This window comes from Desulfoscipio sp. XC116 (assembly GCF_039851975.1).
GTDB lineage: Bacteria > Bacillota > Desulfotomaculia > Desulfotomaculales > Desulfallaceae > Sporotomaculum.
The window spans coordinates 3,008,592-3,029,127 of sequence record NZ_CP156660.1; the positions used below are offsets into that span (position 1 = coordinate 3,008,592).

18 protein-coding genes and 1 riboswitch are annotated in these 20,536 nt (G+C 50.2%); of the genes, 9 read left to right on the forward strand and 9 right to left on the reverse strand.

Going from position 1 to position 20,536, the window contains the following annotated elements; genetic code table 11:
* The first annotated feature begins 54 nt into the window (after window positions 1-54).
* Window positions 55-241, forward strand: a riboswitch (cobalamin riboswitch).
* Between the two features lie 208 nt (window positions 242-449).
* The 7 genes from ABDB91_RS14400 to ABDB91_RS14430 all read left to right on the forward strand — a co-directional run bounded on the left by ABDB91_RS14400 (window position 450) and on the right by ABDB91_RS14430 (window position 11,529).
* On the forward strand, window positions 450-1,646 hold the full coding sequence (locus tag ABDB91_RS14400; protein WP_347488400.1) for a DUF4430 domain-containing protein: 1,197 nt from the start codon (window positions 450-452) through the stop codon (window positions 1,644-1,646).
* Between the two features lie 89 nt (window positions 1,647-1,735).
* Entirely contained in the window at window positions 1,736-6,067 is a 4,332-nt protein-coding gene (locus tag ABDB91_RS14405; protein ID WP_347488401.1) for a DUF6531 domain-containing protein, read from the forward strand.
* A 479-nt stretch (window positions 6,068-6,546) separates the two neighbouring features.
* Window positions 6,547-7,380: a hypothetical protein gene (locus ABDB91_RS14410; protein ID WP_347488402.1), complete on the forward strand. Its 834-nt coding sequence runs from the start codon at window positions 6,547-6,549 to the stop codon at window positions 7,378-7,380.
* Between the two features lie 643 nt (window positions 7,381-8,023).
* Entirely contained in the window at window positions 8,024-8,323 is a 300-nt protein-coding gene (locus ABDB91_RS14415) for a DVU0772 family protein (protein ID WP_347488403.1), read from the forward strand.
* A 122-nt stretch (window positions 8,324-8,445) separates the two neighbouring features.
* Entirely contained in the window at window positions 8,446-8,967 is a 522-nt protein-coding gene (gene nuoE, locus ABDB91_RS14420; RefSeq protein ID WP_347488404.1) for an NADH-quinone oxidoreductase subunit NuoE, read from the forward strand.
* On the forward strand, window positions 8,960-10,903 hold the full coding sequence (locus tag ABDB91_RS14425) for an NADH-quinone oxidoreductase subunit NuoF (RefSeq protein ID WP_347488405.1): 1,944 nt from the start codon (window positions 8,960-8,962) through the stop codon (window positions 10,901-10,903). The genes nuoE and ABDB91_RS14425 overlap by 8 nt, the downstream gene beginning before the upstream one ends.
* The gene (locus ABDB91_RS14430) at window positions 10,888-11,529 is read left to right on the forward strand and encodes a 2Fe-2S iron-sulfur cluster-binding protein (protein WP_347488406.1); all 642 of its coding nucleotides are present in this window, start codon (window positions 10,888-10,890) and stop codon (window positions 11,527-11,529) included. The genes ABDB91_RS14425 and ABDB91_RS14430 overlap by 16 nt, the downstream gene beginning before the upstream one ends.
* Before the next feature lie 181 nt (window positions 11,530-11,710).
* Here ABDB91_RS14430 and ABDB91_RS14435 read toward each other — a convergent pair whose 3' ends face one another.
* The 6 genes from ABDB91_RS14435 to ABDB91_RS14460 all read right to left on the reverse strand — a co-directional run bounded on the left by ABDB91_RS14435 (window position 11,711) and on the right by ABDB91_RS14460 (window position 15,709).
* On the reverse strand, window positions 11,711-12,208 hold the full coding sequence (locus ABDB91_RS14435; protein ID WP_347488407.1) for a hypothetical protein: 498 nt from the start codon (window positions 12,206-12,208) through the stop codon (window positions 11,711-11,713).
* A gap of 120 nt (window positions 12,209-12,328) precedes the next feature.
* Entirely contained in the window at window positions 12,329-13,135 is an 807-nt protein-coding gene (locus ABDB91_RS14440; RefSeq protein WP_347488408.1) for a hypothetical protein, read from the reverse strand.
* Between the two features lie 170 nt (window positions 13,136-13,305).
* Complete coding sequence (locus tag ABDB91_RS14445; protein WP_347488409.1) at window positions 13,306-13,905, reverse strand: carboxymuconolactone decarboxylase family protein; 600 nt, start codon at window positions 13,903-13,905, stop codon at window positions 13,306-13,308.
* 78 nt (window positions 13,906-13,983) lie between these two features.
* Window positions 13,984-14,412 carry a hypothetical protein gene (locus ABDB91_RS14450; RefSeq protein ID WP_347488410.1) on the reverse strand — a complete coding sequence of 143 codons (429 nt, stop codon included), beginning with the start codon at window positions 14,410-14,412 and terminating at the stop codon, window positions 13,984-13,986.
* On the reverse strand, window positions 14,409-15,221 hold the full coding sequence (locus ABDB91_RS14455) for an ATP-binding protein (protein ID WP_347488411.1): 813 nt from the start codon (window positions 15,219-15,221) through the stop codon (window positions 14,409-14,411). Before ABDB91_RS14455 ends, ABDB91_RS14450 begins: the two co-directional genes overlap by 4 nt.
* Window positions 15,222-15,412: 191 nt before the next feature.
* Window positions 15,413-15,709: a carbohydrate-binding protein gene (locus tag ABDB91_RS14460; RefSeq protein ID WP_347488412.1), complete on the reverse strand. Its 297-nt coding sequence runs from the start codon at window positions 15,707-15,709 to the stop codon at window positions 15,413-15,415.
* Between the two features lie 114 nt (window positions 15,710-15,823).
* On the opposite strand from ABDB91_RS14460, the gene ABDB91_RS14465 reads away from it, so the two are divergent.
* Window positions 15,824-16,168, forward strand: a complete 345-nt coding sequence (locus tag ABDB91_RS14465) for a phage holin family protein (protein WP_347488413.1) — start codon at window positions 15,824-15,826, stop codon at window positions 16,166-16,168.
* Window positions 16,169-16,307: 139 nt separating this feature from the next.
* Entirely contained in the window at window positions 16,308-16,781 is a 474-nt protein-coding gene (locus ABDB91_RS14470; RefSeq protein ID WP_347488414.1) for a bifunctional nuclease family protein, read from the forward strand.
* Between the two features lie 48 nt (window positions 16,782-16,829).
* Here ABDB91_RS14470 and ABDB91_RS14475 read toward each other — a convergent pair whose 3' ends face one another.
* From ABDB91_RS14475 to aroF, 3 genes are all read right to left on the reverse strand, one after another.
* Complete coding sequence (locus tag ABDB91_RS14475) at window positions 16,830-18,134, reverse strand: GAF domain-containing sensor histidine kinase (RefSeq protein WP_347488415.1); 1,305 nt, start codon at window positions 18,132-18,134, stop codon at window positions 16,830-16,832.
* 188 nt (window positions 18,135-18,322) lie between these two features.
* On the reverse strand, window positions 18,323-19,459 hold the full coding sequence (gene pheA, locus ABDB91_RS14480) for a prephenate dehydratase (RefSeq protein WP_347488416.1): 1,137 nt from the start codon (window positions 19,457-19,459) through the stop codon (window positions 18,323-18,325).
* 44 nt (window positions 19,460-19,503) lie between these two features.
* Window positions 19,504-20,520, reverse strand: coding sequence for a 3-deoxy-7-phosphoheptulonate synthase (aroF, locus tag ABDB91_RS14485; protein WP_347488417.1), 1,017 nt, complete (start codon window positions 20,518-20,520; stop codon window positions 19,504-19,506).
* Window positions 20,521-20,536: the final 16 nt, after the last annotated feature.

A 20,536-nucleotide genomic window follows, 5' to 3' on the forward strand; every position in this document is an offset into this window, starting at 1 on the left:
TATTGTTGCAAACAAAAAATGAGCATGATACGGTAAATATGGAAAATATGACAATATAATATCTGTTTACTAAGCGGTTTTGCATACGCAAAACTAAAAAGGGAAGCCGGTGCAAATCCGGCGCGGACCCGCCACTGTAAGGGGGAGCCTGCCTGAAAAGATGCCACTGGGGATTACCCGGGAAGGCTCAGGCCGGCGTTGAGCCCAAGCCAGGAGACCTGCTTGGTAGGACTGCCGCTGTACTCACGGGGACATTGAGTAAGTAAGGAATTAAATATTTTCTCCTTGGCTTAATGCCGGGGAGTTTTTTGTTGCCGGTCAAAGATAAACGGAGATAGCCCGCAAGGGCCCGTAAAGGAGGTGGTTTCCGGAAACCGGAGAATCAAGCGGGATCGGTTTTCGCGGCAAGCCAATGCCATTAGTTGACTAAAATAAAAGGGGGTTTTGTAGTGAGCAAGACCATTATAAAAAGAAGTCTATTTATCTTCCTGGCGCTTGTTTTTGTTTTTGCGCTTTCTCCGGGCGCCGTTCCGGCGTTCGCCGACGTGGAAATGCCGACTGAAAGCGATGACATTGAGATTTCCGAAGTCACGTCCATGACCATCGGCGGGAAAACCGCCGTATTCCAGCAGGACGACAACGGCCCCACCAAGTTTATCCGGGCCGATTTAGACTCGGAGTATGACCTGCAAAGCGCGGACATTGTGATCAATCTGGAGAGCGCGGGCACCGAGGTCAGCTCAAACGCACTAACCTTCACCGGCGACGGCACAGCGACCCGCACCGCCGCCGGCGTGAACTTGCTGAACGAAGCCTATGACCTCACCATCGGCAGCACGGCATATATCCTGGCGGCCGACCTTTCCGATGACACGGTCGACAGCGTTTCTCCCTCGGGCCCGTTAAAGGTTGAAAACGTGACGTTCACCACCAGCCCGAGCGTTGACGCGACCGTCGAGGGTATGAGCGTGAACCGGTTTGCGGGCAACCCCCGGTACGCGCAGGAAGGACTGGATTGGATGGCAGGCAGAACCCGCATCCTGCTGCCTCCCGGCACCAACCTCTCGGCCGTTCCCGGCACCATGACCCTGGCCGGTGGCGCTTCGGCGTCCGGTTGTTACAGCAACGGCAATTTTGACCTGGATCAGAACCTGAACGTCATGACGGTCACCAACGGCGGCGACAGCCGGGATTATTACGTCAGCGCCGGAGTGACGGGACAAATTAAAGTGTACTACGACATTATCCTTGACGAAATAGAAAATGACGAAACATATTACACCGGCGAAATCGTTACCCAATGCGAGGAGATCAACGCGGCGGCGGATGAATACTTTGACCCGAATGGGTTTTATGTCGATTCCGGCACTACGGTGATGGAAATCATAGCAGGCTTTGCGGAGTGGGCGGAGGACGAAGGATACTTCAGTTATGATACCACCATCTCCTACGGCGGAGCTTACCTTGCCGAGCTGAACGGACTGGAGGAATTTGACGGCGGCTATCTTTCCGGCTGGATGTATATGGACAATGTATACAGACCGGATTGCAAGGTTCCCGGGGTGGGCGCGGCCGATTATCGATTGACCGTCGACGGCACGATCATTGACTGGTTCTACACTGTCGATTATATGCCGCATTTTTAGTTCTAGTTCATCCCGGATGATTAAAAGGGCGGGGAGTCGGGTTCCCATCCTTTTGACCATAGCAAAGTTGAAACTTAGGAGGCCTTAAGATGAAAAGAGCAACCCCCCAAAGCCTGTTTATCTTCCTGGCGCTTGTTTTTGCGCTGTCCCTGGGCGCCGTTCCGGCGTTCGCCGATGTGTATAAGCCGTGCTCCAGCACGCCGGTTACGATCTCTGAAGTCACCTCCATGACCATCGGCGGAAAAACCGCCGTATTCCAGCAGGACAACAACGGCCCCACCAAGTTTATCCGGGCCGATTTAGACACAGAGTATGACCTGCAAAGCGCGGATATCGTAATCAATCTGAAGAGCGCGGGCACCAAGGTCAGATCAGATACCCTGACCTTCACTGGCGGCGCTACGAAGACCCGCACCGCCGCTAGCGTGGACCTGCTGAACAAAGCCTATGACATCACTATCGGCAACACGGCATATATCCTGGCGGCCGACCTTCCCAACGGCACCGTCAGCGTTTCTTCCTCGGACCCGTTAAAGGTCGAAAACGTGATGTTCACCACCAGCCCGAGCGTTAGCGCGACCATTGAGGGGACCAGTACCGACAGATTTGCAGGCAACCCCTGGTATGAGCAGGAAGACTTTAAGTGGACGATTATCAAGTACTATGTCAAAGCCAACTGGTACTGGGAAAATCCGGAGCCGGAGCCGCCCGACGAAGATGAATATAAAGAAGCGGCTACCTATGGCTGCCAACCGAACAGCGCACATGGCAACGACCCCGTCAACGTAGTTACGGGCAACTTCACCTATGAGCACACCGACCTGAACATACCGGCCAGGATACCCCTTGAATTCACCCGCTATTACAACTCCCTTGACGAATACGCCGGCCCTTTGGGCCAAGGCTGGCAGCATAACTACAACAGCCACCTGACCATCAACCCGGACAATTCCGCAGCGGTAAAATACCCCGACGGGCACATCTACCTGTTTGCCTATCAAAACAGCACCTACAACCCTCCGTCCGGCTGCTTTGAAACCCTCGGCCGGGGCGTCGGCGGAACGTACGTCCTCACCTTCAAAAACCAGACCAAGTACACTTACAATGCGCAGGGCAAACTGACCCAAATCACCGATAACAACGGCAACACCGTCACCCTGCAATATACCGGCTCATTACTGACAGCCGTGACCGAACCAACCGGGCGTTCCCTTAACTTTACCTATAATGCCGGCAACCGGCTAACCGGTATTACCGACCCCGCCGGGCGCACACTTGTTTTTGGCTATAACAGTAACAAGCTATCTTCCGTGCGGGATTTCAACGGAGGCAGCACCACTTTCGCCTACGGTCAACATGGCCTGACCTCGATTATCGATCCAAAGGGCAACAGTGAAGTAATAAACACATACGACGCCGACGCCCGCGTTACCAGACAAAAAGACGCCAAGGGCTATGTAACGCTGTTTTCCTATAACCCGACGGCCGAAAAAAACGCCATGACCGATTCCAAAGGCAAGACAGCATACTTCCATTACGATGACCAGTACCGGCTGACTAAAATAGATTATCCCCATAACCTGACGGAGTCGTACACCTATGATACCAACGACAACAGAACCGGTGAAACCGATAAAAACGGCCATACCACCACCTACACCTACGATGCCAGGGGCAATATGCTGACCAAAAAAGACCCGGCTCCGTTTAATTATATAACCGCTTACAGTTACGACAGCTTAAATAACCTTACCCGGGTCACCGACCCGGCGGGTTCCCAAACAAACTATACCTACGATCCCCGGGGCAACCTGCTCAGCATCAGCAAGGAGATCGACGGCGGCGCCGCTGTCACTGCCTTTGCCTACAACGACTACGGGCAGATCAGCGGCATCACCAACCCCAACGGCAACAGCACCGACATTGGTTACGACCGCTACGGCAACCAGGCTTCGATAACCGATCCCCTGGGCCATACCACTACTTACAGCTATGATATCGTGGGGCGCAAAACATCCGAGACCGATCCGTTGGGCCATAGCAGGTCATATACTTATGACAACACCGGCAATGTGCTTACTGTGACCGATCCGGCGGGCAAGGTTACCGCCAATACTTACGATCCCAACAACAATTTAACCGGCGCCACCGACCCGCGGGGCCATACTACCGCTTTTACCTATGACCAAAAGAACAACTTGCTCACTACAACCGATCCCCTGGGCCACACCAACACCTGCGGCTACGACGCCGATAACAACCTGGTTTCGGTTACCGACGCCTTAGGCCATACCGTTACCAATGCCTATGACTTTCTCAACCGGTTGATTGCCACCACCGACGCCGCGGGAGAGACGGAAACCTACACCCTGGACGGCAACGGCAATATTATCGCCCGCACCGACCGGAACGGCCATACCACCGGCTATGCATACGACGCCTTAAACCGCCCGATCGAAGTAACCGACGCTTTGGGCCACACGGTGGTTACCGATTACGATCCCCTGGGCAACCAAACAAGTATCACCGACCAGCGTGGCCATACCACGGAGTACACTTATGACCGGTCCTCCCGCCTGCTGTCGGAAACCGATGCCCTGGGGCACACCACCAGCTATACTTACGACCCGGCGGGCAACCGGCTTAGCGTTACCGATCCCCGGGGCGCCGCCTGGACCTACACCTATGATGCCGCCAACCGGCTGACGGCGACTACCGATCCCCTGGGCCATACCAGCGAGACGGAATACGACGGCGCCGGCAATATTATCGCCAGCACCGACGCTGAGAACCATACCACCACCTTCGGCTACGACGCCCTGAACAGACCGGCCTCCGTTACCGACGCCTTAGGCCATACCACAGGCTACGCCTACGACGCAAACGGCAACCGCACCGCGGTCACCGACGCCAAAAACCAAACCTTTACCTTCGCCTACGACGCGCTAAACCGCATCGTACAAGAGGCCGACCCCCTGAACAACGCAAGTATAAGAGAATACGACCCGGCGGGCAACCTGATCTCCCTCACCAAGCCGGACGGCTCGGAGATAAACTACAGCTGCGACGCCAACAACCGGCTTAACCGCATTACCTATCCCGACGGCGCCAGGGTAAGCTACGCTTACGACGCCGACGGCAACCGGACTTCCATGACCGACCCCGGCGGGGTTGCCAGATACGATTACGACCGGCTCGGCCAGATCACAGCGGTATCGAGAGACAGCAATAGCATCGGTTATGATTATGATCCCGCCGGCAACATCACCGGACTCACCTACCCCGACGGACTGCGGGTAAGCTACACTTACAACGGCCTGAACCTGCCGGTATCGGTATCCGACGCGGTTTATTCAACAGACATAAGCTACGATGAGGCGGGCAACAGGCTCCGGGAAACTCTGCCCAACGGTATCATTGCCAATTACAGCTACGACCTCGGCGGACGCCTGACCGGGGCGGAGCACGGCTCAGGAAACAATGTCATAGCAGCTTCCCACTATACCCTGGACAATGTGGGCAACCGGCTGAGCGTCACCGATGAACAAAATCAAACTACGAACTATACCTACGATAGCCTTAATCAACTAACCAAAGTGGAATACCCGGATGATCAAGTGGCAACCTATTCCTACGACCCCGTGGGCAATCGCCTTAGCGCCGACAGCACAAGCTACGCCTACGATAACGCCAACCGCTTAATCCGGGTTGGGACCACCCCGTACAGCTACGATCCCAACGGCAACCTTCTAACGGCCGGTGAAGCGGTTCGCTGCGATTACGACTTTGAGAACCGGCTGATACAGTATGCCGACGGCGCCGACACTTACCAGTACACCTACGACGGCGACGGCAACCGGCTGACCCAAACCCGGACGGTCTCCGGAGCGGTCTATGGAAATTACAGCTACATTTACGACCTCAATGCAGGACTTCCGCTGCCGCTGGCAGAAATAGACAGTAAGGGCAGCACCAACAACTACCTGTACGCGAACGGCCTTTACGGACGCGTTGGCCCCACGGGAACGCTATTCTATCACGCCGACGGCCTGGGCAGCGTGTCGGTGATCAGCGATGTCTACGGCAATCCCATCAACCGCTACACTTATGACCCTTTCGGCAGCCCGCTTACCGCTAACGAAACCGTGGACAATATGTTCCGCTTTACCGGCGAGCCATACGACTCAAACGGGCTGATTTACCTGCGAGCCAGGTACTACGACCCGGGCCCGGGCAGGTTCCTTACCCCGGACACCTACCCGGGCGAACTGACCGACCCGCCGTCGCAGAACCGGTATGTGTATTGCGGCAATAACCCGGTGGTGTATATTGACCCCTCGGGGCATATGACAGTATGTGAAGCGTGGGACAGCATTAAAACAAATGCGTTTACGCTGCAGAGCAGACGTGGGAATTCTTAAAACCGGACGAATATGACACCGCCTATTTTCAAGCAGGCATGTACGCCCCGGTAACAGGCGCTGCCGGATATATAGGCCGCCGGAGCGCAAAATTAGGAGGCAAGGTAGTTGATACGATTACTAAGGGTGCGGGTAAAGGTGCTGAAGTCAAAATTTTAGGAAAGGGGTCAACTGGCCGAACAACAGCAAATAACCTGTTTGAAACTGTGGGTCTTGAGGTAGATAGGCTGTCGCGCCCTTGCCCGTTCTGGAGAACAAAGGCTATCATCTGAGGTTGCCGATACTTGGGCTTTATGTGGATGACAGGACAAAAAAAGAATGATATGCCGAGAAGAGAAAATTACCTCTATGTCGTTATGGATCTCACAAGAATACTTATACTCATACCGCTGTTCTGATGAGCCTATGACCAACGCAAAAGCCCTATTTTCAATCTTTACCGGGTAAGATATAATTGCATTAAGAGCAGGTGAAATAAAATGGACACCGAGATAACCCGTAACAGCAACGACATCTTAATGAAATGCATGGCTGAAAACTTTAAAGACAAAACCCTGGCCTTCTTTGGCTTGCCGACAGCCAGGATAGTTGGACTATCACCCACCGCACTACCCGCCATAGAAGCCAGGGAAACCAGGACCGACACGGTCTTCCTGTTGGAAGACCAAACGTTGCTGCACCTGGAATTCCAGACCACGGTAAGCAAAGAAGATATGAAACGGTTCCTGCTATATGATGCCAGAATAACAAACCGGGAAAAGCAGGCGTGGATCATCAACACTGCCGTCATATACTCGGGCAACATACAAGAGGCCCCTGAGCTGCTGGACTGTGGTTCCATACTATACAGGGTAACCAACGTATACATGAAAGACTATGACGGTGACGCGGAATACAAAAGGCTGCAGCAAAAGACTGAGGTCGGTGAGTCGCTGGATGACGAAGACCTGATAAAGCTGGTTTTTCTGCCCCTCATGAAAAGCAGGTCCCCAATAGAAGAACAAGCGGTTCAATCCCTGGAACTGGCCAGGCGGCTGAAAGACGAAAAACAAAGAATTTTTGCCATGTCCGGCATAATAGTGGTGACCGATAAACATTTATCGGAAGAATATAAAAGACATCTTCTGGAGGTGTTGAAAATGACCCAGATAGAACAGTGGATCAGGGAAGAAGGCAGGGAGGAAGGCAGGAAAAAAAGCAGGGAAGAAATAGCCAGAGCGGCATTAAAAGAAGGCGCTGAAGTGGAATTCGTAGTTAAGATTACCGGATTGGACAAACAAACAGTCTTAAAGCTGAAAGAAAAACTGAACTAACGGGTTTCGTATTTCCAGGCCGCTAACGGAACCGCCGCTGTGATTGTTAAAAGGCTGTGCTCGTTCGACAGAGGGTAAATTAATTTTGCAGACAAACGGCTGCAATAATCAAAACGGTTATTGCAGCCGTTTGTTTGCGTTAAATCTAAATGAACAGCATTGTGTTTTGCAAAATACCCTGACCTTTACCTTCGCTTACGACACGCTAAACCGCATCGCACAAGAGGCCGCCCCCCTGAACAACGCAAGCATAAGAGATATACGACCCGGCGGGCAACCTGGCCTCCCTTACCAAGCCGGACGGCTCGGAGATAAACTACAGCACCGACGCCAACAACCGGTTCAACCGCATTACCTACCCCGACGGCGCCAGGGTAAGCTACGCCTATGACGCCGACGGCAACCGGACTTCCATGACCAACCCCGGCGGGATCAAATCGTGTATTCTTCCCCCAATGTTACACCGCTTTCCTGATTTTCTTCGTAATCGGCCCCGCGGGAACGGATGTAGCCACCTTATGTAGCCACCTTGAAAAATTGAAAATGAATCATATAGCTACAAAATTCCCGGTTTTTTTTGTGTAATTACATCATTCGTGCTACAATGCATATAATTACAATATTTTAGAAGGGTGGCATTAATATGGATATATTTAAGGAAATAAAGGATGAAATCTTTTGGGATTTCCGTTTGGAGAATGAAAATAAAAATAGGCAGCCGGGTTATGCCTTTGTTATAGATGTCATTGATCAGACCCCCCGGGTAGCCCTGTATATCGTTAAAAAACATTTAAGCAAGACCCAAACCCTGCCAAGCGGGCAGCAACCCCCCGGGGAAATGCTGCTTAACGCACTGCAAGAGCAAAATGCTAATTTAAAATATGATAATATCTACAACATTAATCGGGAAATACGCCAATGGCTGGAGCAAAATATTTTTTGACATATGTCAAAAACCATATCGTAACATATGGATTTTTTAATCTACCCATGTTATAATTAACATATTAACTTATTAGTCAGGCTTACTGAATTTTTAACAATTTTTACAATGGGGCGATGATTATGAAAATAACCGAAGAGGAAAAGAAAATAGCTATTGCCACAACCCAACAATTGCTGTCAGCATATGATGACAGTCGGGGCAGCTTAATACCCGTATTGCAGCAAGTGCAAAACAAACTGGGTTATGTGCCGGCGGTGGCCATGGAAGAAGTGGCCGCTCATTTCAATATTCCGGACGTGGATGTTTACGGAATAATCACCTTTTATAATCAGTTTCGACTCACCCCGCCGGGCAAAAGACAGGTCAAAATTTGCATGGGTACGGCCTGCCATATGCGGGGCGCCCATATTATCCAGGAATCCTGGGAGCGCCGCCTCAACATCAAGATGGGCGAAACCACCGAAGACCGGGAATACAGCCTGGAGCGAGTGGCCTGTGTGGGCTGCTGCACCATGGCCCCGGTAGTGCTGATCAATGAAGAGGTGCACGGCAAAATAACTCCCACCAGGGTAGACGGGCTGATATTTGCCCACCAACTGGATAAGCAGAAAGCGAAAGAAGGTGCTGCCCAAGATGAGTAACCAAAATACCGACGCTGCAGCAGCATTTGCCAAACTACAGGAACAGGCCCGGAAAGACTGGGCACTTTTAAGGGAAAAACCATTAATATTAATTGGCGCCGCCACCTGTGGAAGGGCCGCGGGCGCACTGAGCCTGCTGGAAGAGGTTAGAAATGAGTTGGCTGACCTGAAAATGGATGCCCATGTGCTGGAAGTAGGCTGCATGGGGCACTGTTATGCCGAACCCATTATGATCATTTATAATGAAGGTTTTCCGCCCATTTGCTATGGTTATGTAACCGAGGGGGTCGGAGCCAGAATAGTACGCGATTTTCTAACCGAGGGCGACCCCGGAATTGAATTTGCCCTGGCGGCCCTGGAACCCAACGACATGTTTCCCACCTTTGCCGATTTTCCCCGGGGCATCCATGAGAACAAGATAGTGCTGGAACAATGCGGTTTTATTGATCCTCAGAATATAGATCACTACATTGCCACCGGAGGCTATACAGCGTTAACCAAGGCGCTGGAAATGACACCCGGGGAAATCATCACCGCTATTAAAGAATCCGGGCTGCGTGGGCGCGGCGGAGCCGGGTTTCCCACGGGCGTCAAATGGCAAACCTGTTTAAGCGCCGCGGGCACGACAAAATACGTGATTTGCAATGCGGACGAAGGTGATCCCGGTGCTTTCATGGACCGGACCATATTGGAATCCAACCCGCACCTGATGATTGAGGGACTGGCCATCGCGGCCCGGGCCGTGGGCGCTGCCAAGGGTTACGTCTATATCAGAGCCGAATATCCGCTGGCGGTGGAACGGGTAGCCCTGGCGATCGAACAAGCCCGGGGCAAAGGCCTTTTGGGCGCTAGTATCTTAGGCAGTGATTATAGTTTGGACATAGAAATATTCCAGGGCTCGGGGGCTTTCGTATGCGGCGAGGAATCAGCACTGATCGCCTCCATGGAAGGTGAGCCCGGTATACCCAGGCACCGCCCGCCTTTCCCGGCCCAGGCCGGATTGTGGGGCAAGCCCACGGTAATCAATAATGTTAAATCACTTTCCTATGTACCGCACATTATTAAAAACGGCGCGGCCTGGTTTACCGGCATCGGCTCGGAGAAGAACCCGGGCACGGCTATTTTTGCCCTGGCCGGCAAGATAGTAAACACCGGGCTGGCCGAAGTACCCATGAGCACCACTTTGAACGAATTAATCAACGAAGTGGGAAGCGGCATTGCAGAAGGCAAAAAGTTCAAGGCAGTGCAAATCGGCGGTCCCTCCGGCGGCTGCCTGCCCGAATCGGCCATGGACACTCCCATTGACTTCGACTCCCTGACTCAGGCGGGGGCCATGATGGGCTCCGGCGGCATGGTGGTGCTGGATGAAGACGATTGCATGGTGGAGATCGCCCGGTTTTTCCTGGACTTTACTCAGCAAGAATCATGCGGCAAGTGCACATTCTGCCGTTTGGGCACTAAGCACATGCTGGATATTCTTGAGAGAATTACCAAGGGACAGGGTAAGCCGGAAGACATCGACACCCTTACGGAGCTGGCCTCCAAAGTCAAGGCCGGTTCCCTGTGCAGCCTGGGTAAGACAGCCCCCAACCCGGTGCTGAGCACAATCAAATATTTCCGGGAAGAGTACGAGGCTCACATCAATGAAGGCCGCTGCCCGGCCAAGATGTGCAAAGACCTGATTGCCTACTACATTTTGCCGGATAAATGCGAGCGTTCCTGCGACGCCTGTGTCGGCAGCTGTCCGGTGGAAGCCATTCACGACAATGAGGACCGGATCAAGGTTATCGACCAGGAAAAATGCGTCAAGTGCGACAGCTGTGTGGTGGCCTGTCCGCCCCAATACAAGGCCGTGGTTAAACTGTCACCGCCTCACCTGGTTGAGGAAAAGGATAAGGAGTACAGGGAGGGGAAACAAAAATGGCAGAAACAGTAACTTTAACCATCGACGGTCGCGAGATTCGCGCCGCACAGGGTGAAATACTGCTCTGGGTGGCCCTGGACAACGATATATATATTCCCCACCTGTGCGCGGACCGGGAAGAAGCACATCCTACCGCCTCGTGCAGGCTGTGTTTCGTAGAGGTAGAAGGCCGTCCCGCACCGGTGCCCGCCTGTACGCTGCCGGTTACCGAAGGCTTGGTGGTAAAAACTCGCGGCCCGCAGGTAGATAGTTTGGTGGCCGCGGGATTCGAGCTGATCATGTCCAACCACCGGCTGGACTGTAAAAACTGCCCGGCCAACGGCAACTGCGAACTGCAGCGCATCGCCAAAGCCCGCAAGCTGCGCCTGAAACCTAAAAACCTGCCGGTGCTGGATAAAAATCTCCCGGTGGATGACAGCGCCGCCAATATTATTTACGACCCCAACAAATGCGTGCTTTGCGGCCAGTGCGTCCGGGCTTGCCGGCGCAGCGGCAACGGCACACTGGGGTTTGCCCGGCGCGGCTACTTGCGAGTGGTGACCACCTTTGGCAACATCCCCTTGGGCGAGAGCAGTTGCACAAACTGCGGCGCATGTGTCAAGGTTTGCCCGGTGGGGGCGCTGACTGATAAACAATAAACGGTCAGGAAGTATATCCAGTAAAAGCAGCCCGAGTTTGGTGCTAATGGACAATTATTTAGGGCTGTTGCCCAACGAATTATTTAGTTCGTTGGGCAACAGCTTTTTCCTCTGAAATACAGAAGGAGTATCGCTTATTATCTAAGAAAGTAGTTTTGCGACACTCCCAGGATGATTGTTATTAAGTTTTTTGAATGCGAAAACACTTCAGGGTATCAATCTTCCAGCAGGTCATACCCACATTACCTTGAGCGGGGGGATTACCCGCCGTCGCAGTGCCCGCGCCGGCCAGTTCCAGCACCAGGGGAATATAATCAGTTACTTGATGCTCTTCCGATTCACCGCCGCTGCTAACCGCTACCCGGGCATACCGGCCATCTACGTATTGCAGTTCTCCAATTTGAGGGTTATCTATCAAATCCGATAAATTCCTCTTCAGATCACCGACAATGCCACCCAGTGCATCCCTTAAAAAGTTCTCGTCCTCCGCCAGCAGAGAAACACCGGCTAAATCAGCATTTCCCATAGCGTAAAACCACATGCCCATAAAATAGCCTCTGCCCTGACTGTCCAGTAAACGCCAAAAGGCAAGCGTATCCCCACTGTTAATGGCCTCCAAAAACGTGCTAACCATGTCGGATGCACTCTGCCCGTAAACGGCATCACTAAAATTTTGCAAAATATTCACCCCACACCATTTTCTGTGTTGCCATGTTCACAATGTTACGATATCTTTCCCGCCAGAGCAAGTGTTTTACACATTTTTTATAATAATATTTTTTAACGTATACAGTAACGGCTATATTTTAGGTTCCCGCAAGTTAAGCGCGATAGCTTGCTCAGCATCTCCCGGTAATCCGGCTGAGCATTGCTGCCGTGCCTGAGGAGCTATTTTTTCGGCTATCGATACAAGCAGCTCCCGAGGTGGGCGGTATTGTTCATCGGCAAAAAGCTTGACTCCTTTTACCTTTTTTTTGCGTGATTTCTTTGACATCGTCCCGCTCGACTTAACAGGCAGCGCCGCTATCGGCTCCACCGCCGCCGTGGACACCGCCGGTGATTCAATAAGCGGACTTGCCGAAAGTGTCACCGAAGGCTCATTTTCACCGACGGATTTACTTTCCCCAAAAGTCTGCCGGGATTCCTTATCTCCCGGCAGACCGGTTACAGGCGCCGGCAGATCATCCACACATACCGGAACCGCGGTCGGAGCCGCTTCCAGCAGAGCGTCTCGTCTTGCATGCCCGGTTCGCTTAGCCGCGGCACGTGTAATACGCTTATCCAGGTTAAGCCTTTTCATTTGATCCCTTAGACTAACCGCATCAACCATCATTTTTTCCAATTCTAATAAATCCTCAGGCGTACCTTCTTCACCGGCGGCATGATCGATTAAATCAGAGATATCAATCATCCAATCAAAGAGTTTTTCAAAGGTGCCATCAATTTCCTCCAGAACAGATTTAGTCTTCTTAACTATTGTTGTGCCAAGCCAGGTCTGCTCCTCAAGCAAACTTTGCAGCTCATGCCGGTCGCTGTTGCTTAGTTTTCCGGCCCGAGCCCCGAGTTCCTCCAGCCGAAGCATCACTTCACCATATCTTTTGAACATTTATAATTATCACCTCCACCTATAAAAAATTGCATGCTTTACATTATTTTCCTGCCTGCGTGCAAAAAAAAATTTCCCTTTTTATTTTGGCAATAGACATATTACAGTCGAATTCCATTAAACCGGTCTATGATTCCGTGGCGCCGTATTGACTTAAACATATTAGTCAATTAAGTGTCTTTTAAAAAAGTAATAACCGGCATCCCTAGCAGAACAGAAATAATAGCATGAGTGAAAGCAATTGGTAAGAATATAATGCCGGTTATAATCATGCTAACTTCATACAGCAAATTGCTTCTTTGATCAGGCTTGCCTCTTAGTCGGTTAAACAAAGAGCTCCACACAATACCATAGGTATTCCCCAACATAATAGTACAAATCGTGCCCAGAATGCCCTTCGCTTTAGACATCCCATACGTTTCCACAATACACTGCCACGACTCTATCGCAGGGTTTCCTCCGGTATCCGCATAATGCTGTGCAAACATCACTGCCGCAACTTCATCAGAGGGTACGTCATCCATAACCCCCGCTAATATTTTCCTGATCTCGTCATCGCCCATCCCTTTCTCAAGAGCCATTTTTGTGTGCACGTAAGAACATACCGCACAATTATTAACTTCAGTCACCGCAAGCATGATCCTTTCAATAAATTGGGGACTTAACTCCTTTTTCTTCTTCGACTTAAACATATACCGTATCGTAAATAGTCCTTTATAAAAAATCCGGTAAGATTCGTAAACCGAGTAAAGCTTTTTGCCGTGCGCCATTTCATCCTTTCCCCCCATTTTTCGTTTCGCCTCAGCGCAAAACGACAGTAAACAAATTGTAAATATATTTACGCAGCGTTAATAATCCCCCACATCTTCCTTAATCTTTTTATTATTAAATAAAGAACGAAATAACACCACGCCCAGCCACACCCCGCCGATACCGGTGACCACCGGATCTGCAAAAAATGTATACGGATAGTTATGTCCGCCCGCCTGCAGCCATAAAGGCGCCGGCACCAGACCAAGCACAGCGGCAGGTCCTCCCTGCAGTATAAGCAGATCGGCATCAATTTTCACCTCAATGGCCCAACCCCAAAACCGGCCCAATTCTATTAGCAGGCCGGCCAGCACAGCGGTCATGGACAAAAGCAATGCCATGCTCCAACTACCCGCCGAACCCGGTACCGGTTGAAAGGTGCTGTAAAAAAAATATGTATAAATAAGCAAAAATACCGCTATCCCAATAAGTGCCTGTCCGGCGGCATACCTGGCCTTTTTATTCAATTTCCTTCACCCCCCTTGCCGCGATCAGTTTCAATTACCTTTTGCCCGGCATCCGCACCAGCACAGCGCAAACGAGAATCGGTCATAGGCGGCCATAAATTATGCGGATCCAGCGTTTGAAAAGCCGTCAAAAACCGGGTTTTAAGTTCGGGATATCGTTCGTTTAATAAGTCCACCAGCTCTTTCACTTCCTCCCGTTTAGTTTTTCCGTTTGCGGGGCAAAGGCTCTTGACCACCGGCAGATTGCAGCGCTCGACAAAAGTTTCCACAGTCTTTCCGGTGACATAAATCATGGGACGAATCAAGGTGATACCGCTGCGGTCCATAAAGGTCACCGGAGCAAACAGCTTGAACTGGCCGGTAAAAATCAAACTCATCATAAAAGTCTCAATAGCGTCGTCAAGATGATGGCCCAAAGCCAGCTTATTTAATCCTAAGTCCCGGGCGGTGTTATTGATCGCTCCCCGGCGCAGGTTAGCACACAATGCACATGGGTTTTTCTCCCGCCGATCACTGAAAACCACCTCGCCGATATCAGTTAACTTATTGGTAAAGGGAATTTCTCTTTGCCGGCAAAAATCGGCCATTATATCAATATCCACCGGCCACCCGGGGTTGATGAATATGGCATGCAATACAAAGCTCACAGGCACTTCCCGACGGATCATATAAAGTACCTGCAGCAGCGCCATGCTGTCTTTGCCTCCGGACAAACCCACGGCCACCCGGTCCCCATCGCCGATCATATTGTAATTGGTTATAGCCTTCTTCACTTTGCCCTTGAACCACCTCAGGTAAACGTCCTTCAACCAAATCATCATCCTTATTCTACAGCGTTTTTTACATTATTTATTGGCGGGAAAACATACTCAAAAGAATTATACTACTATTCTATAAAAAATAGGGGATTTTAAAACATGGGAGATGAAACATACCCAAACAGAGAAAGCGGGCAGCTTTATGATCATTATTAAAGCTGCCCGCTTCTTCAAGCTTGAAGTTAGACTCTGGCAATCCAATTATGGCCGTTGTTATTATCCCAATTATCGGCACTGTCTTTGAAGCAAAAAGTAAGGGTATGATTTTTCATGGGCACATTTTTCTCCCACCCTCCGGGTGAACGGTCCATATTTGTAGTAAATGATTCCTGCCAGTTATTTGGGTCACGGTAACCGCAATGCAGATAAATCTGGTCGGCACCCGATTTACTAAGCAAGCCGGAGTAGCAAATATTAACTTGATTCCCGAAAGTAGGTCTAACTTCAACCCCTTTTTCCGCATCATTCCAACTTTGCAAAAACAACACCTCCATAATTTTTTAAAGAACCATTATTTATAGTGCTTTTTTTAGTTCCAATTATACGTGGAAAAATGTTATATTGTATTTAGAAAAAAATTAGGGGCGTTTTTTATGAATTGGTTGCTGACTTTTTTATTAAACTCGCTGGCCATTGTACTGGCCGATCGCTTGCTGGAAGGCATCCGTTTATCCGGAATCATACCGGCGCTGATGGCCGGAGCGGCACTAGGCGTAGTTAATACATTCTTACGTCCGGTACTCATGCTGCTGACCTTCCCCTTAACTTTATTCAGCTTGGGATTGTTTATCTTTATCGTCAACGCTATTACTTTTACTATCGCCGCCTGGTTGGTACCCGGATTTGATATACTAAGTTTCGGCGGTGCCTTCTGGGGCGCAGTGGTCACCGGCATAATCAGCTGGCTGCTTAATTTGCTCTTTCAGAAAAAAGGTTAAAGATAGTTATATACGTTTGACAATTAAGTATTAAGTGATAGAATAACCACAAAGAAAAAAGCATATATACAAGTAAAAGTAGCAGCTATCGGACCAGCAGCCCCACCAAATACTATATTCTTTCGGGAGGTATGGTCCCATGATCGTTAAAGTAAAAGGAATCGCTTATGACATGTCGGGCAGCCCTATAATACTGCTTACCGACCCAACGGAACAAAGAGTATTGCCTATCTGGGTCGGGCTTTTGGAAGCCCATTCAATTGCCTTAGCCATGGAAGGGATCCCCAAAAACCGCCCGATGACTCATGATATAACTCTTACTATTTGCAATACTCTGGGCGCCAGCATAACCGGCGTTGAAATATGCGATTTAAAAGATAACACCTATTTTGCCGAGCTATATATTTCATCCGGTAAAGATAAATATCTAATTGATGTTCGCCCAAGCGACGCCATTGCTCTGGCACTCAGGGCGGGATTACCCATTAATATTTCCCAATCACTGCAAGGTCAAATGCTGGATATTCAAGAAATAATCGATGAGGACGCCAAAAAGGTTCTGGAAGAACTATCTGATAATTTACTTGATGAATATAAAAAATCGTTACATTAAAAGCCCGCCAAATAAGGCGGGCTTTTTTATAGTATCCAATATTGTGCGCTATAACTTTTCAGAAGTGTTTTGCTGTTTAACGGGCATATCAATGCATACTGCCGTGCCCTTGCCCGAGTTGCTGCGCAGCATTATTTTGCCCCCGTGTGATTCCACAACTTTTTTACAAACGGTCAGCCCCAGCCCCACACCGTTCGATTTAGTGCTGACAAAGGGTTCAAATATACTGTGCTGTATTTCCCTGGCTACTCCCAAACCGCTGTCCTCAACAATAATATAGTTTCTTCCCTGGTCCTCAGTGGTAATAATGCGCAGCCGCCCTCCGCCGGGCATGGCATCCAGAGCGTTTTCCATAATATTGCCAAAAACCGCGTGCATTTTTTCCCGGTCCAAAAACAACTTTACTAAAGGAGCATAATCTTTTATAACCACTATATCCGGGTCCATAATCGGACCCAGCGTTTCTAAAACCTCATCCAGTAAATCATTTACATCCAGCCATTCCCGATTGAGATTAAGATCATGGGAAAGGTTAAGTAAAAAGCTAATGGTTTTATCCATATTTTTAATCGACCGGTCCATCTGCTCCAAATCCTGCTGGGCCATAACCCCGGAGGTGAAATTCCTGGCCAGAGAATAAAAGGACATCTTGAGATTGGAAAGCGGATGTCGTAATTCTTTGGCCATAACGGTGGATACAGAGCTCAAAACCTCCAATTTTTGGTCTTGATGGTTTTCACCGGCTGCATGCCGATTATCACCATTCCGACCGTTGTCAAGCCCGATTACCCCCTCAACCTGCCAGCTGGTCTGTCTTATCTTAATGTTTTTAATTGTAGGGGCCAGCAAATTAGCGACTATCTCCAGAAGCTGTATATCCCTGTCGCTAAAATCACCGGCTGTTTCCTCACGGCCCCAGTGGACACTGCCTAATATTTGATTTCCCTCACGAATGGGAGCCCCGGCAGTATATAGAACACCCATTTTAGACAGCACATGAATATAAAAGGGATGTTTTATCAAGTGATTCAAATCCATAATTTGCGTAGACCGCCAGGTTCTGCCGGTAGCTTTAATTTTTTTCAATAAAAAGTTAGTACCGGCCCTTTTCCCCAGGGGGACAAGTATTTTTTCATCAACACCCACCCCCACTTTTAGGTTCAGCCTACCTTTTTCCCTGATATACAGCACACCTATTTTTACGTTAACGATTTTATCCAGATAAGCGTGAATGACCTCGAATATATTTTTTAAAGGCAAGCTGGAGGTAATAACCCTGCTAATTTCCAAAAGTACGGATAATTCCCGAGGCGAAAGCCCGCCATTATTAGATTGTTCCTTGGTTACAGGCAACGTAATCACCCTTACCGATGTAAATATGCGCAAAATAATTTGCTAAGACATCTCTACTGCTTAATATCATTGCATTACACCGGCTAAAGTGTCAACAAAACACCTGTGAACGGTCACATACTTCACCCATGCGGTGATAACCGCCAGCGAACGCCGTTATTTAAAACAATTGTCTTAAAATATATTTTTTACCGGCATGACATGAGCAATTCCATCTGCCGGCGCACCGCTCCCTTAAATATTTGCCTGTATATTACTTCCACCATTTCCGGATCAATATCCTTCCGGCGGGCCATTTTTTTCACACGCTGCAAAATCTGCTCTTCCCTATGCATATCCACTACCGCATCTTTACTTTTAAATGCCGCCACTTGCTCGACCAGTTGCTGACGTATGGATAATAAATGCAATACTTCAGCGTCTACCGCGTCAATCTGACTGCGCAGCCCGGGCAAATCAATCGACTGTACCGCTTCCCGATGCCCGGGCCGGGTTTCTTTTACATCGTTAGGATAACAGCCTAATAGTTTTAACCATAAACTATTATTTTTTAATTCCTGAATGGCATCGCTAACTTCCGGACAATCAGTGCGCCCCTCAAAATCGATAAAAAAGATGTAATCACCAAGTTTGCCGCCGGAAGGCCTGGACTCTATACGCGTCAGATTTATAGCCCTCTGCGCCAGCGGCCTCAGAATTCGGTAGAGGGCACCCGGGCCATCCCGCAGGGCCAGCACCAGCGATGTTTTCGCCGGCCCGCTGAAAACCGCTTCCTCACTTCCCAGTACTAAAAACCTGGTTGTATTGGCGTCGTTATCTTGAATATCAGCATGCAATATCTGTAACCCATAAGCGGCAGCCGCACTTTGCGAGCCCACCGCCGCCAGCGCCGCATCTTCAGCGCCGGCTACTTTTAGCGCCGCTGCCGCGGTGCTGGCCGTTTCGATAACAGGCGTATCCGGCAGCCGCCGTTTCAAAAAACAGCGGCACTGAGCCAGTGCCTGGGGGTGCGAATATACTTTTTTTATATCCGCCAAAGTTACCCCCGGACACGCCAACAGATGTTGTTCTATATGCAGCAATAATTCCGCAATAACCCATGCTCCTTCCGTAACGGTTAACAAATCCAGCGTTTCCCCCACCGTACCGCCCAAGGAATTTTCCACCGGCACAATACCGCAGGTTAACTCTTTGGACGCGACTTTTTGCACAACCGCATCCAGACTTGCGCAGCATATGAGAGTATACCCGTGCATATCGGCGTAATGCAGAGCGGCAGTGTGTGAAAAGGTACCTCGGGGTCCCAGATAACCCAATGTGCGCATTACAAGTCCCCCCTATAGCCTTTATTACTCAAACGTAACGATCATTACCGCATCTCGCGCCCCATAGCCGCCGCCAGGGGCCGGAGCTTCGTCATTAGCCTGTCAAACTCATCGGGCTCCAGGGACTGATGGCCATCGCACAATGCCGCCGCAGGGTCCGGGTGCACTTCTATAATTAAACCGTCGGCACCGGCCGCCACCGCCGCCCTGGACATCGGACCCACCAATTCCCGTTTGCCCGTGGCGTGACTGGGATCGACAATTACCGGCAAATGCGTAAGCCTTTTAGCCAGGGCCACCGCGCTCAGATCCAAGGTATTGCGAGTGCTGTTTTCAAAAGTGCGGATACCACGCTCACACAGTATCACTTCACCGTTACCGGCCGATACAATATACTCCGCCGCCATGAGCCATTCCTCCACCGTTGCCGAAAGACCCCTTTTAAGTAGGATGGGTTTCCCCGCCTGACCGGCCAGACGAAGCAAACGGAAATTCTGCATATTTCTGGCCCCGATTTGTAAAATATCAACATACCGGGCAGCTGTGATCAAACTTTCTTCATCCACCACTTCAGTAACCGTGGCCAGCCCGGTTTGAGCACCCACTTCCGCTAGCAAACGCACACCTTCTTCTTCCAGACCCTGGAAACTATACGGAGAGGTTCTGGGCTTGTAGGCACCGCCCCGCAGAACGCCGGCCCCGGACCGGCGCACGGCATAAGCGGCCGCCAGCAATTGCTCCTTACTTTCCACAGCGCATGGCCCGGCGATTACAGTTAGCTTGTTTCCTCCGATATTGATACCGCCGACCTTAAGCACGGTATCTTCCTCCTGCACTTCCCGGCAAACCAGTTTATAGGGCTTCATAATGCGCAGCACCTTTTCCACCCCGGGCATAGATTCCAGTCCGGACAAATCTTCATGCTGCCTATCCCCCACGGCCCCGATAACTATGCGCTTGACTCCTTTAATCAGGTGAGTTTGAAAGCCGCCGGCTTTTAAGCGATTATCCAGGGTTGCAATTTGTTCCGCATTGGTATTAAGTTTCATTACCACTACCATATTTATCCCTCCAATA